We start from the raw sequence: 14,116 nt of genomic DNA, 5'->3' as shown, positions 1-14,116 counted from the left end.
AGCACTACCTGCTGAACTTCCGCGCATTCCTGAACATCTGCAGCCACGGCGTATGCCCCTCGAAGCGCTGCGGCCAGTACGAGCCGGCGGTGCCGGTGACGGTGCGCTCCGGGTGCGGCATCAGGATCGTCACGCGGCCGTCGGCGTTGCAGACCGAGGCCAGGCCGTCCGGCGAACCGTTGGGGTTCTGCGGATAGCGCGTGGCGACGCGGCCGTGGTTGTCGACATAGCGCATCGGATTCTGGCCGCCGGCCTGGATCGCGGCGAGCTGGCCTTCGGCGGTAAACTCGGCGCGGCCTTCGCCATGCGCCACCGCGATCGGCAACCGCGAGCCCGCCATGCCGGCGAAGAACAGCGACTTCGATTCCAGGATCTCGACGTGGGTCCAGCGCGCCTCGAACTGCTCGCTGCGGTTGCGGCGGAAGGCCGGCCAGGCTTCGGCGCCCGGCACGATGTCCTTCAGCGCCGCGAACATCTGGCAGCCGTTGCAGACGCCCAGCGCGAAGCGCTCCGGGTTGGCGAGGAAGCCGGCGAACTCGGCGCGCGCGCGCTCGTTGAACAGGATGGTGCGCGCCCAGCCCAGGCCCGCGCCCAGCACGTCGCCGTAGGAGAAGCCGCCGCAGGCGACCAGGCCGGCGAAGTCCGCGAGTTTCGTGCGGCCCTCGAGGATGTCGCTCATGTGCACGTCCACCGAGTCGAAGCCGGCGGCGTGGAAGGCCCAGGCCATTTCGGCGTGGCCGTTGACGCCCTGCTCGCGCAGGATCGCCACGCGCGGACGCCGGCCGAGCTGGATGCCCGGCGTCGCCGGCTTGAAGCTCAGCTTCATGCCCAGGCCCGGATCGGCCTTGAGGCCGATGCCTTCGAATTCCTCGCGCGCACACTCGGGGTTGTCGCGCAGTGCGGCCATGCGGTAGCTGGTCTCGCCCCAGACCTTGTGCAGGCGCTCGCGCGACTCGGCCAGCAACGCCTTGCCCTCGTAGCGCATGCGCAGCGTGTCGTCGGTGGTCGGCGCGCCCAGTTCGTGCACCGGCAGGCCGGCGGCCTTGGCGCGCACGGCGACGTCGATCGCATCGCCCGCGGACACCTGCAGCACCATGCCCAGCTCTTCGCTGAACAGCGCCGCCACCGGATCGTCGCCGACGCTGTCCAGCGTCACGTCGAGGCCGCAATGGCCGGCAAAGGCCATCTCGGCCAGCGTGGCGAACAGGCCGCCGTCGGAGCGGTCGTGGTAGGCCAGCAGGCGGCCTTCGCCGTTGAGCGTCTGCACCAGCTCGAAGGCGGTCTTGAGCAGCTGCGGATCGTCCAGGTCCGGCGCGCTGTCGCCGATCTGGTTGTAGACCTGCGCCAGCGCCGAGCCACCGAGGCGGTTGCGGCCTTCGCCGAGGTCGATCAGCAGCAGGCGGGTATTGGTATCGGCCTTGAGCTGCGGCGTCAGCGTGCGGCGCACGTCGGCCACCGGCGCGAAGGCCGAGACGATCAGCGACAGCGGCGCGGTCTGCGTGCGGGTCTGGCCGTCCTGCTGCCAGACGCTCTTCATCGACAGCGAATCCTTGCCCACCGGGATCGCCAGGCCCAGTTCCGGGCACAGCTCGGCGCCGACCGCGCGCACGGTGTCGTAGAGGCGCGCGTCCTCGTCGCCCTGGCCGCAGGCGGCCATCCAGTTGGCCGACAGGCGCACGTCGCGCAGCCTGGCGATGCGCGCGGCAGCGATGTTGGTGATCGCCTCGCCCACCGCCATGCGGCCGGAGGCCGGGGCGTCGAGCAGGGCCAGCACCGGGCGCTCGCCCATGCTCATGGCCTCGCCGGTGGCGGCTTCGAAGCCGGTGGCGGTGACGGCGCAGTCGGCCACCGGTACCTGCCAGGGGCCGACCATCTGGTCGCGCACGGTCAGGCCGCCGACGGTACGGTCGCCGATGGTGATGAGGAAGTTCTTGGCGGCCACGGCCGGCAGGCGCAGCACGCGCTCGGCGGCTTCCACCCAGTTGAGGCCCTTGATCTTGAGCGGCTCCAGCTCCGGCTGCTCGCGCTTGCTGCTGCGCTGCATGCGCGGCGGCTTGCCCAGCAGCACCGGCATCGGCATGTCCACCGGGCGGTTGCCGTCGAGGCCGTCTTCCACTACCAGCTGCTGCTCGGCGGTGGCGGTACCGACCACGGCCATCGGGCAGCGCTCGCGCTTGCAGAACTGCTCGAACAGCGCCACCGAAGCGGGCGCGATCGCCAACACGTAGCGCTCCTGCGATTCGTTGCACCAGATTTCCATCGGCGACAGCGCCGCGTCGGCCGCGATCACGTCGCGCAGGCGGAACAGGCCGCCGCGGTCGTCGGCATGCACCAGTTCCGGCAGGGCATTGGAGATGCCGCCGGCGCCCACGTCATGGATCGACAGGATCGGGTTGGCCGCGCCCAGCGCCCAGCAGGCGTCGACCACTTCCTGGCAGCGGCGCTCCAGCTCGGGGTTGGCGCGAATTCATTGTTGTAGGCGGCGGCACCGATCGGGCCGTCGAGCATGATCTGCAGGGCGCTGGCCATGCGCGGCGGGCGGCCGAGGTCGGCTTCCCAGGGCTGCTCGAAGCCGGGAATCTTGAGGTTGGCGACGGTGAAGCCGCAGAGGCCGGCCTTGGGCTTGCCGCCGAGGCCGGTGGCGGCCTCGTCGCGGATCTCGCCGCCGGCGCCGGTGGCGGCACCCGGGTGCGGCGAAATGCCGGTGGGGTGGTTGTGCGTCTCCACCTTCATCAGGATGTGCACCGGCTCCTCGTGCTCGCGCCAGACGCGGTCGCCCTCGGGGAAGAAGCGCATCGCCTGCGGGCCCTGCACCACGGCGGCGTTGTCCTTGTAGGCGGACAGCACGCCCTCCGGCGCGGCGGCATGGGTCAGGCGGATCATCTGGAACGGCGACAGTTCCTGCGTCTCGCCGTCGAGCGTGAACTCGGCGTTGAAGATCTTGTGGCGGCAGTGCTCGCTGTTGACCTGCGCGAACATCATCAGCTCAGCGTCGGTCGGGTTCTTGCCGGCCTGCTGGTAGTGCGCGGCGAGGTAGTCGATCTCCTGCTCCGACAGCGCCAGGCCCCAGTCGGTATTGGCCTGGGCCAGCACCGGCTTGCCGCCGCCGAGCACGTCCACCGTGCGCAGGCTGCGGCGCGGCTGGCTGGCGAAGACATGCTGCAGGCCGGCCTCGTCGGCCAGCACCGATTCCATCATCGGATCATGCAGGGCGGCATAAGCCTCGGCCGGCAGACTGGCGACACCCTCCAGCAGGTAGACCCGGCCCAGTTCCACCCGGCGCACGCCGGCCAGGCCGCAGACCCTGGCGATGTCCGTGGCCTTGCTCGACCAGGGCGAGGTGGTGCCTACGCGCGGCACCACCCAGAGGCGACCCTCGGCGGCCGGCAGTTCGTCCGGACCGTCCCCGAGCAGGCGGCGCAGGTCGGCGCGGGCAACCGTGTCGTCGGCGTCGACCAGGTAAAGGTCGAGCGCGCGCAGGGCACGCAGGCCGGGGGCATGGGGACGCAGGGCCGCCAGCAGGCGTTCCAGGCGGAAGGCCGACAGCGAGGCGGCGCCGGGGAGGACAGTCAGGGACATAGGGGCTCGGCAGGACCGCCGTTCAGGGCGGGAGGGTACGGGCGGCCGCCATTTTCGCATTTTTGGCTTATGGTTTCCCGGCCGGAACCCTGGCGGGCGGAAGGTCCACGGTCAGCTGGAGCAGGAAGCGCCCTGTTGTCGCCCGGCGACGGGGGCAAAGGCGCCGAATCGCGCTTCGCTCCCGGATCCGCCGGTCCGGGTGGGAGCGGGCTTGCCCGCGATGCGCAGGCCTGGTGAACCGCCGGAACCTTCATCGCGGGCAAGCCCGCTCCCACCAGGGAGATCAGGCCAGCTCCCGCCAGCCCAGCCCCTCGTCCTGCGCTGCGCACACGATCCAGTCCTCGTCCCGCTGCAACGCCGCCACCGCCGCCGCCCGCGCCAGTTCCGGGGTGTTGTTGGTCTCGGACAGGTGCGTCAGCACCAGGTGCTGCAGGCGGCCACAGCCGAGCGCGGCCAGCAGGGCCGCACTCTGCAGGTTGGACAAATGCCCCAGCCCGCCGCCGACACGGCGCTTGAGCGCGCCCGGGTAGGGACCGTCGGCCAGCATCTGCGGATCGTGGTTGCATTCCAGCATCAGGGCGTCGCAGTCGGACAGCATCGCGCGCATGTAGGGCGTGACGTGGCCGGCGTCGGACAGGATGCCCAGGCGCTGGCCGCCGGCGGCGAAGACGTACTGGCAGGGTTCGCGCGCGTCGTGCGGCACGGGATACGGCTGCACCTCGATCTCGCCGATGCGGAAGCCGTCGTGCGGGCTGAAGCGCTGCAGCTGCGGCACCTTGGGATCGTTCCAGGCGGAAAGGCTGCCGTGGGTGATCCACACCGGCGTGCCATGGCGGCGGGCGTAGCGCGCGACGCCGCCGAGGTGGTCGCTGTGTTCGTGGGTGACCAGGATGGCGTCGATCGAATCCGGCGCGATGCCAAGGCGCTGCAGGCGGGCCTCCGCGTCCTTCACCGCGAAGCCGCAGTCCACCATCAGCCGCGTGCCGCGGTATTCGACGAGGGTGGCGTTGCCCTTGGAGCCCGAGCCTAGAGACGCAAATCGAATCATCGGCGCATTGTCCGGCTCGCCGCCGATGCACCGCAAGTGAAACGGCGATTCACGCCGCCGGTTTTCAATGCACCTGCTTGAGTTCCTTCTCGATCTCGGTCAGCAGCGCCAGCGGATCGTCGATCTCCAGCAGGCGCTGCTTGCGCTCCGGCGTCACCGGCAGCAGCTCGGCGAGGCGGCAACCGACCCAGATGCCGTCGTCCAGGCGCGGCTCCGGGAAATGCTCGCTGCCGATGTCGTCGATCAGGCTGCCCAGCAGCTGGCCCAGCAGCTGGAAGCGTTCCGGCAGCGCCAGCGGTGCCGGCACCGCGATCAGTTCCACCCGCGCGCGCAGCAGGCCGTCCGCCTCGGCCCAGCGGTTGAGGATGCGGAAGCGTGTTTCGCCGGTGGTGCCCAGGGTGAACAGGCCCGGACTGGGCACCTCCCACTCGGCGATGCGCGCGGTGCAGCCCAGATCACAGGGCACCGCCGGCTTGCCGACCTCGAAGCCGGCACGGATCAGGCTCACGCCGAAGACGCTGCCGTCGCGGATGCAGGCCTTGGTCATGTCGACGTAGCGCTGCTCGAAGATGCGCAGCGGCAGGCGCCCGCCGGGGAACAGCACCGTCCCCAGCGGGAAGATCGGGATTTCGACGATGTCGCTCACGCGATCATCCGGCGCGGTGGATCGCCACCGGACCGAAGCTCTGGCACACCGGCGTCAGCGACAGCGTGTTGACGTTGACGTGCGGCGGCAGCGTCGCCACCCAGAACACGGTCTCGGCGATGTCCTCGGCCGTCAGCGGCGTGGTGCCGGCATAGACCTTGGCGGCGCGCTCGTCGTCACCGTGGAAGCGCACGTTGGAGAACTCCGTGCCGGCGCTCAGGCCCGGCTCGATGTCGCTGACCCGCACGCCGGTCGCGGCGAGGTCGGCCCGCAGGTTCAGCGAAAACTGCCGCACGAAGGCCTTGGTGCCGCCGTAGACGTTGCCACCCGGGTAGGGCCATTCACCGGCGATGGAGCCCAGGTTGACGACGTGGCCGCGGCCACGCTCGACCATGCCGGGCAGCAGCGCGCGGGTGACGTACATCAGGCCCTTGATGTTGGTGTCCACCATGCGCTCCCAGTCGTCCAGGCTGGCGCGGTGCGCCGGCTCCAGGCCCAGGGCCAGGCCGGCGTTGTTGACCAGCAGGTCCACCGCGGCGAACTCCGCGGGCAGCGCCGCCACCGCGGCCTTGACCGCATCGCCATCGCGCACGTCCAGCTGCACCAGGTGCGTCGGCACCGGCAGGGTCGCCGCCAACTCCTGCAGGCGGTCCATGCGCCTTGCGGCCAGGACCAGGCGATGCCCGGCGCTGGCGAAACAGCGGGCGATGGCGGCGCCGAAGCCGGCGCTGGCGCCGGTGATGAAAACGATCATGGGATTCCTGCGGGGGTCATGGGTGCGCAAAGGCTATGCGAATCGCGCTCGCGGAGCCAGATGGCCGGAGAACCCGCGCTGCATGTACCCTGTGCGCCATCGCAGCGATGGAACCGTGACGGATGATATTCACCAAGCGCGTTGCCGCCATGTGGGGCGTCTGGCTCGTACTGGCATTGATCGTCTACGCCGGCACCTCGCCATTGGCGGTCGAATACCCCGCCGCCTGGTACTGGACGGCAACCTTCCTCCTGTTTCCCTTCATCTGGCTGTGGTGGTGGCTGGACGCCGGGCATGAGGGGCACCCCCGCTCACCCGTGCTCGGTGCCGCGATCCTGCTGTTCCCGCTGTTCGCCATTCCGGTGTACCTGTTCATGTACAAGGGCTGGAAGCGCAGCCTGCTGTCGCTGCTGAAGTTCTTCGTCTTCGTGATCGGCTTTGCGATCTACATGGCCGTGCTCTACCTCTCCCTGGGACTGGCGAAATAATGCGCATCGCGATCATCGGTGCCAGCGGCATGCTCGGCCACCACGCGGCGGCGGCGGCCCTGGCCGCCGGCCACGAGCTGCGCATCACCTACCGCCGCGAAGCCGCGCTGGCCAAGCTGCAGGACCTGCGCTACGAGGCCGTGCAGGCCGACCTGGACGACCGCGATTCCCTGACCCGCGCGCTGCAGGGCGTGGACGGCGTGATCAATGCCGCCGCCTACTACCCCACCCTGCCGCGCCGCTGGCAGGACGACGTCGCCGACGCGCGCCGCCAGATGGAAAACTTCTTCGCCGCCGCCGAGGCCGCGAAAGTGGGCCGCATCCTCTACGTCGGCGGCGCCATCGCCCTGCCGAAGCGGCGCGACGGCCTGCCGGCCGACGGCAGCGGCCGCTACCAGAGCCCGCCGCTGACCTCCAACGGCTACGTGCAGGTGAAGTGGGCGATGGACGAGATGTCCCTGCAGAAGGCCGCCGAGGGTCTGCCGGTGAGCATCGGCATTCCCTCCATGACCTTCGGCGAGTACGACTGGGGCCCGTCCACCGGCCAGTTCGTCACCGGCATCGCCAGCGGCAAGCTGCCGCGCTACGTGCAAGGCCGGCGCAACGTGGTCTACGCCGGCGACGCCGGCCGCGGCCTGGTGCTGGCGCTGGAACGCGGCCTGCCCGGCAAGCGCTACCTGCTCACCGGCCAGAACACCGACATGGACCAGTTGACCGCGACCATTGCGCGCGTCAGCGGCATGCCCGCGCCACGGCCCGCACCGCTGCTGGTGGCCAGCAGCATCGGCAAGCTCCAGAACTGGCGCTACCGCGCCTTCGGCGGAAAGCTGCCGACGATCTCCGAAACCGCCATCGCCGTAATGTCCGCCGGCCAGCACCTCGACGATTCCAGCGGCAAGCTGATCGGCTACACGCCGTCGGTGGGCCTGGACGAGATGATCGAGCGCGCCCTGAAGTGGTTCCGCGCGCAGAAGATGTGCTGAGGAAACCCATAAACCTGCTGCGCGACCCGATCTTGCATCTCCGGTGCTCGCCGTACTTCAGTACGGCTCCGCTCCTCGAAGCAACCTCGGGCCGCTCGACACGGTTTCTGGGCTTCCTCGTTGAGCCTGGCTAGTCGAGGTCGCCCGGCTTCGCCAACGCAAAACCACGCGACCTGCTAAGCCTCGATCCCCTCACGGCTCAGCCGCAGCGCCTTCCCCATGTACCCACGCCACAGCATCCGCGTGATGAACCACACCGGCAGCGCCACCACCCAGGATCGCGCATTGAAGGCATAGCGCCAGCGCACGCGGGTGCCCTCGCCCTCCGGCTCGAACCACCACTCGCCATTGGCGCTGTGCACCAGCCAGCGCAAGACGCCCGTGAACCCACTGACGGTGTAGGCGAAGTACTCGGGATGCCGGTACCGGTCCATCCGCTCCCCGGCCTCGCTGCCGTCCGACAGCATCACCACCCGGGTCTGGCCGGCGCCGTCCCAGGCGCCGCTCTGCTCACGCGTGCCGGTCACCGCCGGCAAAGGACCGTAGCCGGTGAAGATGCTGGGCAGATCGATCGGCACGATGGCCTCGAACACCGCGGCGCGCGGCGCGGCGATGCGGGTTTCGACGATGGCGGAAAACGAAGGCATGGGGCTCTCTCCTCAGCGCCGCTGCGGCGGAAACTCGCCGATCTCGGCGGCGAAGCGCGCATGCGCCTGCGCATCCACCGGCCGATGCTTCGGCTGGTCGCCCGCCGGGTACTTGCCCAGGTAGTTGTCGCCCTTCCAGTTGCGCACCGGCCGCACCGGCCGTGGCACGAAGCCGCCGCCGCAGTTGGGGCAGACATTGCCCAGCAGGCTGTCGACACAGTCGGCGCAGAAGGTGCACTCGAAGCTGCAGATCCGTGCCTCGGTGGAATCGGGTGGCAAGGGACGGGCGCAGTGTTCGCAGACGGGCCTGAGTTCCAGCATTGAAGTCCCCCATTGAAGCCGGGCCGGGACTCGGGCGAGTCCCCGGCGCTCCAAGCTTATGCCATCCCCGCACGCCAACAGGTAAGGAAAGCCCGCCCTGAAGCGCAGCCGGCCTGCGTGAACCCGGAATTCAAGGCGGACGCGCGCAATGCATCAGCAACGCCGGCCCGTCCGGTGTCTGCACGACCGCGTCGTCGACAAAGCCGGCGCGCCGGTAGGCACGGATCGCGCGCAGGTTGTCGGGTGCAGGATCGGTCTGCACCTTGCTCACCGACGGGTCGCGGAACAGGCCGGAGACGAAGCTGCGGATCATCGCGCTGCCCAGGCCCTGCCCCAGCCGCGCCACATCGCAGAGGAACTGGTCGATGCCGCGCGCACCGGGATCGGTCTCCCCCTCCCACCAGCCATCGCCCGAGCCCATCACCGCATAGGACTGGATGAAGCCGACCGGCTCGCCATCGAGCACGGCGATGTAGCCGCGCGTGGTCGAGGCGGGTTCGATCATCGGCAGGAAATCCGCTTCCACCTCGGCCAGCGTCAGGGCCCCGCCCCACCAGCGCGCGACATGCTCGCGGCCCAGCCACTGGCAGAGCAGCGGCAGGTCCGGGGCGGCCAGCGGACGGAAAGTGAAGTTCACGTGCTGCGCCGCAAGCGGCCCGGCGCTTGCCCGCTCCAGCGCCGCACCGCGCGGCTCAGGCTGCTGGCATCGTGGTAGCCCAGCGCCTGCGCTGCCGCTTCCAGGGTCGTGCCCGACTGCAGCAGCCGCAGCGCGGCATCACGGCGCGCACCGTCCACCAGAGTGGTCCAGTGCACCTGCTCCTTCGCCAGCTGGCGCTGCAGCGTGCGCACACTGGTGGCCAGCGCGGCGGCAAGATCGTCGATGCGCATGGCGCCGGGCGCGGCGCTGGCCAGCCATTGCCGCGCGAAGCCGGAGACAAAGCCGATCGGCGGCAGCGCCTCCAGCAAGCCGTCGGCGAGACGGCAGTGCAGCGCGCACATGGCCGCATCGGACTGCGGCAGCGGCGCCTCCAGATCGGCGGCGGCCAGTTCCAGCAGGGTCAGCGGCGCCCCGAAATCCGGCAGCACGCCCAGCGCGGCGCGATAGGCGGCGGGGTCGGCCTGTGGCGCATGCGCAAAGGCCATCGCCCGCGGCAGCACCGGGCGGCCCGCGAGCCAGCGCGACTGGCCGAGGATGCCGGCGACGATGCCCTCGACCTGCTGCGGCAACAGCGCCAGGCCCGGGTGGGCGCGGTACTCCAGCGCCACGGCATCCGCCGAGCGCCGCGCCGACAGCGTGCCGGCCTCGCTGACCAGACGCTGGTAGCGCAGCATCAGCTCCAGTGCCTGCCCCAGGGTCGCGCAGTTCATCAGCGCATGGCCCAGCACGTTGAACGTGGCCGGCCGCGCCTGCGTGCCCAGCTTCAGGCCCAGGCCGGCATCGCCGGTCAGCTGCAGCCCGCGCTGCCACAGCAGGCCCATCACCCCCAGGGCCACGCGGCCATTGGCCTGCGCCAGCTGCGTCTCGTCCAGCGGCAGGCCGCGCAGTGCCTCGGCGCGCGTCACCCCCTGCTGCTCGATGGTCTCCAGCAGGGAGCGGACATAGGAGGCCGAAACGGTGCGGGGATCGATCATTGGCATGAAATGTCAAGAATCGGCCCCGGCCTGTCAATGCGGCGCCGGCTGCCAGCGGCGATCATGCGCCACCTTTTCCGGATGCCCGCCATGAACGTCCTCTGCCTGCTCCCCGCCGCCGACTACGACCCGACGGAAGCCGCCACCAGCTGGCATGCGCTGACCCAGGCTGGCCACCAGGTGAGCTTCACGACGCCCGACGGCCGCCCCGCGCACGCCGACCTGCGCCTGACCGACACCGGCTTCGGCTGGCTCGACAGCGTCTTCATGACACGCCGGCCCGACCTGGAGCAGTACCGCCGGATGGCCGCCTCGCCAGCCTTCGCCGCACCGCTCGCATACGCCAAGCTGAACCCCGCCGACTACCAGGCCCTGCTGATCCCCGGCGGCCATGCCGCCGGCATGCGCACGATGCTGGAGTCCGCCGACGCGCAGGCGATCTGCAGCCACTTCTTCACCCAGGACAAGCCCGTGGCCGCCGTCTGCCACGGCGTGCTCCTGCCGGCCCGCAGCATCGACCCCGCGACCGGCCGCTCCGTCCTGCACGGCCGCCGCACCACCGCCCTGCCGGCGACGCTGGAACTCGGCGCCTGGGCCATGACCGCCGCCTGGCTGGGCCGCTACTACCGCACCTATCCGCAGACCGTGCAGGCCGAAGTGAAAGCTGCATTGGCGAAGCCTGGCGACTTCGACGCCGGCCCGCTGTTCCCGCTGCGCGACACCGAAACCAACCACCGCCCCGGCTTCATCGTGCGCGACGGGAAGTATCTCTCGGCACGCTGGCCGGGAGACTGCCATCGGTTTGCGGCGGCGTTTGTGGAGATGTTGGGGAAGCCCGGCCGGGGTTGAGGCGAGCTTGCCCCTTTCCTCCCCTGCACCTGACACTTCAGTCACGTGGCATTTCCCTTCATGGAGAGGCACCATCGCAGGGAAGATTCGCCGTCATGGCAGTCAGATATCAGGATGAAAACAGGATTGACCCTGAGTCTCACGAAGGCATGTGCGTCGGCCCTGACGCTGATCCTGCTAGCGGCGTGCTGTACCGAACGCTTCAACGGTGTCGAGGCCCAGTGGCAAGCGGTGCTGGCATCCAATGGCTGCATGATGGGTCATCAGGACTGGACTCCGTCCGGCGGCAGGGAAGGCTGGGGGATCAGCCCTTGCTGGGACACCCTGCTCAAGCGCGAGCAAGCAGAGCTGATTCCATTCCTGGTGGGCAAGCTCAGCTCGCGCAAACCGGCCGGGATACATGTTGATCCCTTCGATGCCGGAATCGAAGGCGAGATCGCGCTCTACGCCCTTCAGCATGCCACGCACCGGAACTGGTACGAATATGACGGGAAGAATCCGATCATGGCCAAGGCGGTTGCCGACTGGCGCCAGCTAGGCAGCCCGACATCGGCCTACGGAAACACGCAAATCCTGATACAGGAATTCCTGGACAAGGAGGAAGCACGCAAGGAACTGGTCCACTATTTTGGAAGGCCATAGGACCGGCGGGTCCTTGACCCGCCCGTCGCGAGAGGCGGATCAACGATCCGCCCTGCTGCCCTGAATTGGATTTCGGGTTCAGGTATCAAGATGAATCCGAATTGGCGTTAGGCGCCAAGTTCCAAGCGAGGATTCTTCGATGCTCATCATCTTCGGTCGCTCCCATTTCCTTCGGATGGCGCTTGCCATGAAAGAGAATGTAACGTCGCACCCAATCGATGCAGCTTTGCTCCGTGCGGATACTGTAGTGCGCCGCGCGCAGCTTGTTGCGCACCTGATCCAGTAGTTTTGGCGGCTGGCGCACTGCAATATTCATTGTGCGGCCCAATCTGGCGGTTGGAGGAACTTAATCATGAGAATTAAGCACTTGCCGTCACCCATTCTGGCGATAGGCCGCCGTAATGCCGTGATAGGCTGCGGCGAGTTCAATCCAATTAGAAGCTGGGCGTCAGCATGAAGAACACCTTGATTGAGCCGGTTGACTCCGCTCCCGCGGTTGTGAGCCGTCTCGCCGTCGGCGGAAAGTTGCGGTTGGTTTGGACGAACGAACGGGGCGGGATGACGTTCTCCGCCGGCAATCACTTCATCAAGTGGAATCCATACTCGACTGGGCTTGATCTCGAAGCCGAGCGTCTAAGGCTTGCATGGGCAATACGGTGGCACCCGGTTCCGAAGGTGCTTGCCTGGGGAGCAGACGATGAAGCGCAGTGGCTGGTTACATCCGCGCTGCCGGGTGAGGGGGCAGTTACTGAAGCATGGATAGCCCAGCCGCGGGATGCGGCCCGAGCCATTGGCCGAGGGCTTCGTACACTGCACGACGCGCTTCCGATCGCTGAGTGCCCCTTCGACTGGTCAATCGAGGCTCGCACCCAGGGGCGTGTATCGGCTGAATCTCTTGGCGCCCCGCCGGTTGATCGACTCGTCGTGTGCCATGGAGATGCGTGCTCGCCCAACACGATCATTGCACCGGACGGCAGCTTCGCCGGGCATGTCGATCTCGGTTCACTTGGGGTCGCTGATCGCTGGGCTGACCTCGCCGTTGCAAGCATGAATCTTGATTACGACTTCGAGGGTAGTTGGGAGGACGAGCTGTTCTCAGCGTACGGCATCGCGCGCGACGAAGAGCGCATTGAGTTCTATCGCCACCTCTGGGAGAACGAAGACAAGATCGGCATTCCGCAAGGTTCAGAACAATCGCCCAACAAGGCCATGCACGCGACGCGCGAAGACGCGCGCGCGTGATGGTCGGCGTTGGACATTCAGGTGAGAACTGGCAGAGTGAAAGCGGACCCGACTCAATGGTCGAAGCAGAGCCAGCGTTCCGTCGCGGCGGGATGGACAAAGGAGTACACCGACATCGCGTACGCCTGCTGGCGTTGCCGAAAGCAGGATGTATTTAGTGCGGAGGACCAGCATCGCACTCTCTGCGGGCAGTGCTGGCAGGAAGCAAATGACATTCGAAGAAGCATCGAGTTCTCCCAGCGACAATGGGCTTCTGCTAAATCTGCACTGAGAGGCGACAACGTGTTTCTGTCAGGGCGGCTCAACCTTCTGGTCGAACTTGAAGCTTATATGCCGTACAAGACTGACTCAGCCAAGAAAAACATGCTGCTCAAGTTGATCAAGCAGAATGCCCAACCAGCGCTTCAAGCCGACGGTCCCGCCTCCGGCGGCCCCACGGCTTAAGCTAGGACGTTGGGCATGAAAAGACCTACGTGGGTCACAAATGAGCCTGAGTGGCTACGGCACTGTGCCGAGGTAGTTTCTATGGCGAGGGCTATTCTGTCAGGCTCAGTCTCCCTGACCGAAGGCGCTCGTGCGCTAGCAGAGTTGGGGCACTCGTTACGTGCAGTTAACGGCAGAGAGTTTTCAACTTTTGTAGGCATCGCGTCAGAGACCGACGCCTTCCCGGTAGGGGCTGTTCGCGATCAGTGGCAGATCTCCGCTCTAACAGCACTAGACTCGGAGCGCAAAGCCGTTGAGGCGTATTTTGCTCTTGCGGCTGAGCAGGCGGCAAAGCTACTTATTGCCGAGTACAGTCATGCCCAACATGGTGCTCAAGCGGACGGGCTGCGCCCGCCGCTTAGCTAGAGCATTGGGCCGCAATAAGAGACATCGCATGAACGCTCGTGAGTTCGTCTCCCGCTGGCGAAAGGAAAAGGACAATCTGCTCGCCTCGTTTGTGGAGCCCACAAGCACGTTGCGCGTCGCCGATCGGATCCGAGCGATGAACCTCACGGATGAACAGAGAGAGAAGCTAGAAGGCGTCATTGATAGCGTGCTTGTTGATACGTTCTACACCTTGTTGCTCGGGCTCGATGGCTGCACGCAAATTGGCGGAGTTCAAGAGACGTATGAAATACGCGGTGAAGATGGTGAGGTCATTTCGGAGTGCGGTGACATCGAGGGGGTCGCAGGTGAGTTCTTCCTGGCCTGAGGCTGAGTTGCAGCCCAACCAGGGGTTCCACGCGACGCCCCTGCCTCCGCGGCTTCTCCGCTCCGTCCGGGTCGCGCGTGAACCCAGGCG

The 14,116-nt window shown here is 67.7% G+C and carries 14 protein-coding genes and 2 pseudogenes; 7 read left to right on the top strand and 9 right to left on the bottom strand.

Annotated features, from left to right (window positions below; genetic code table 11):
- Positions 1-4 precede the first annotated feature (4 nt).
- The 4 genes and pseudogenes from purL to D0B54_RS04530 all read right to left on the bottom strand — a co-directional run bounded on the left by purL (position 5) and on the right by D0B54_RS04530 (position 6,027).
- A pseudogene (gene purL / locus D0B54_RS04545) lies at positions 5-3,579 on the bottom strand (phosphoribosylformylglycinamidine synthase).
- A gap of 283 nt (positions 3,580-3,862) precedes the next feature.
- On the bottom strand, positions 3,863-4,627 hold the full coding sequence (locus tag D0B54_RS04540; protein ID WP_117295040.1) for an MBL fold metallo-hydrolase: 765 nt from the start codon (positions 4,625-4,627) through the stop codon (positions 3,863-3,865).
- A gap of 64 nt (positions 4,628-4,691) precedes the next feature.
- Entirely contained in the window at positions 4,692-5,273 is a 582-nt protein-coding gene (locus D0B54_RS04535; RefSeq protein WP_205527275.1) for an LON peptidase substrate-binding domain-containing protein, read from the bottom strand.
- Between the two features lie 4 nt (positions 5,274-5,277).
- Positions 5,278-6,027, bottom strand: coding sequence for an SDR family oxidoreductase (locus D0B54_RS04530; RefSeq protein WP_117289605.1), 750 nt, complete (start codon positions 6,025-6,027; stop codon positions 5,278-5,280).
- A 122-nt stretch (positions 6,028-6,149) separates the two neighbouring features.
- Here D0B54_RS04530 and D0B54_RS04525 point away from each other — a divergent pair, with 122 nt between their 5' ends.
- Positions 6,150-6,515, top strand: a complete 366-nt coding sequence (locus D0B54_RS04525; RefSeq protein WP_117289603.1) for a hypothetical protein — start codon at positions 6,150-6,152, stop codon at positions 6,513-6,515.
- Positions 6,515-7,498: an NAD-dependent epimerase/dehydratase family protein gene (locus D0B54_RS04520; RefSeq protein WP_117289601.1), complete on the top strand. Its 984-nt coding sequence runs from the start codon at positions 6,515-6,517 to the stop codon at positions 7,496-7,498. The genes D0B54_RS04525 and D0B54_RS04520 overlap by 1 nt, the downstream gene beginning before the upstream one ends.
- A 176-nt stretch (positions 7,499-7,674) precedes the next feature.
- On the opposite strand, the gene D0B54_RS04515 is transcribed toward D0B54_RS04520, so the two are convergent.
- From D0B54_RS04515 to D0B54_RS04500, 4 genes are all read right to left on the bottom strand, one after another.
- Positions 7,675-8,145 carry an SRPBCC family protein gene (locus tag D0B54_RS04515; RefSeq protein ID WP_117289599.1) on the bottom strand — a complete coding sequence of 157 codons (471 nt, stop codon included), beginning with the start codon at positions 8,143-8,145 and terminating at the stop codon, positions 7,675-7,677.
- A 12-nt stretch (positions 8,146-8,157) separates the two neighbouring features.
- Positions 8,158-8,466 carry a DUF1272 domain-containing protein gene (locus tag D0B54_RS04510; RefSeq protein WP_117289597.1) on the bottom strand — a complete coding sequence of 103 codons (309 nt, stop codon included), beginning with the start codon at positions 8,464-8,466 and terminating at the stop codon, positions 8,158-8,160.
- 130 nt (positions 8,467-8,596) lie between these two features.
- A complete protein-coding gene (locus tag D0B54_RS04505; protein ID WP_117289595.1) occupies positions 8,597-9,103 on the bottom strand; it encodes a GNAT family N-acetyltransferase in 507 nt (168 codons plus the stop codon).
- Complete coding sequence (locus D0B54_RS04500; RefSeq protein ID WP_162932206.1) at positions 9,100-10,098, bottom strand: AraC family transcriptional regulator; 999 nt, start codon at positions 10,096-10,098, stop codon at positions 9,100-9,102. Before D0B54_RS04500 ends, D0B54_RS04505 begins: the two co-directional genes overlap by 4 nt.
- A gap of 90 nt (positions 10,099-10,188) precedes the next feature.
- Here D0B54_RS04500 and D0B54_RS04495 point away from each other — a divergent pair, with 90 nt between their 5' ends.
- Together D0B54_RS04495 and D0B54_RS04490 are read left to right on the top strand one after the other, a co-directional pair.
- Positions 10,189-10,947, top strand: a complete 759-nt coding sequence (locus D0B54_RS04495; protein ID WP_117295036.1) for a type 1 glutamine amidotransferase domain-containing protein — start codon at positions 10,189-10,191, stop codon at positions 10,945-10,947.
- 114 nt (positions 10,948-11,061) lie between these two features.
- Entirely contained in the window at positions 11,062-11,589 is a 528-nt protein-coding gene (locus tag D0B54_RS04490) for a hypothetical protein (RefSeq protein ID WP_162932205.1), read from the top strand.
- A gap of 151 nt (positions 11,590-11,740) precedes the next feature.
- Here D0B54_RS04490 and D0B54_RS04485 read toward each other — a convergent pair.
- Positions 11,741-11,905 (bottom strand): annotated as a pseudogene (locus tag D0B54_RS04485) (phage integrase N-terminal SAM-like domain-containing protein); the annotation flags it as partial.
- A gap of 137 nt (positions 11,906-12,042) precedes the next feature.
- Between D0B54_RS04485 and D0B54_RS04480 the strand changes: the two are divergent.
- The 3 genes from D0B54_RS04480 to D0B54_RS04470 all read left to right on the top strand — a co-directional run bounded on the left by D0B54_RS04480 (position 12,043) and on the right by D0B54_RS04470 (position 14,026).
- Positions 12,043-12,831, top strand: a complete 789-nt coding sequence (locus D0B54_RS04480; protein ID WP_117289587.1) for an aminoglycoside 3'-phosphotransferase — start codon at positions 12,043-12,045, stop codon at positions 12,829-12,831.
- A gap of 36 nt (positions 12,832-12,867) precedes the next feature.
- Positions 12,868-13,275, top strand: a complete 408-nt coding sequence (locus D0B54_RS24160; RefSeq protein WP_162932204.1) for a hypothetical protein — start codon at positions 12,868-12,870, stop codon at positions 13,273-13,275.
- A gap of 433 nt (positions 13,276-13,708) precedes the next feature.
- Complete coding sequence (locus D0B54_RS04470) at positions 13,709-14,026, top strand: hypothetical protein (protein ID WP_117289583.1); 318 nt, start codon at positions 13,709-13,711, stop codon at positions 14,024-14,026.
- Positions 14,027-14,116: the final 90 nt, after the last annotated feature.

The organism is Solimonas sp. K1W22B-7, assembly GCF_003428335.1.
In the GTDB taxonomy this organism is placed as follows: Bacteria; Pseudomonadota; Gammaproteobacteria; order Nevskiales; family Nevskiaceae; genus Solimonas_A.
Note: the sequence above shows the minus strand (reverse complement) of the source record. Positions and strands in the feature narration are given on the sequence as shown.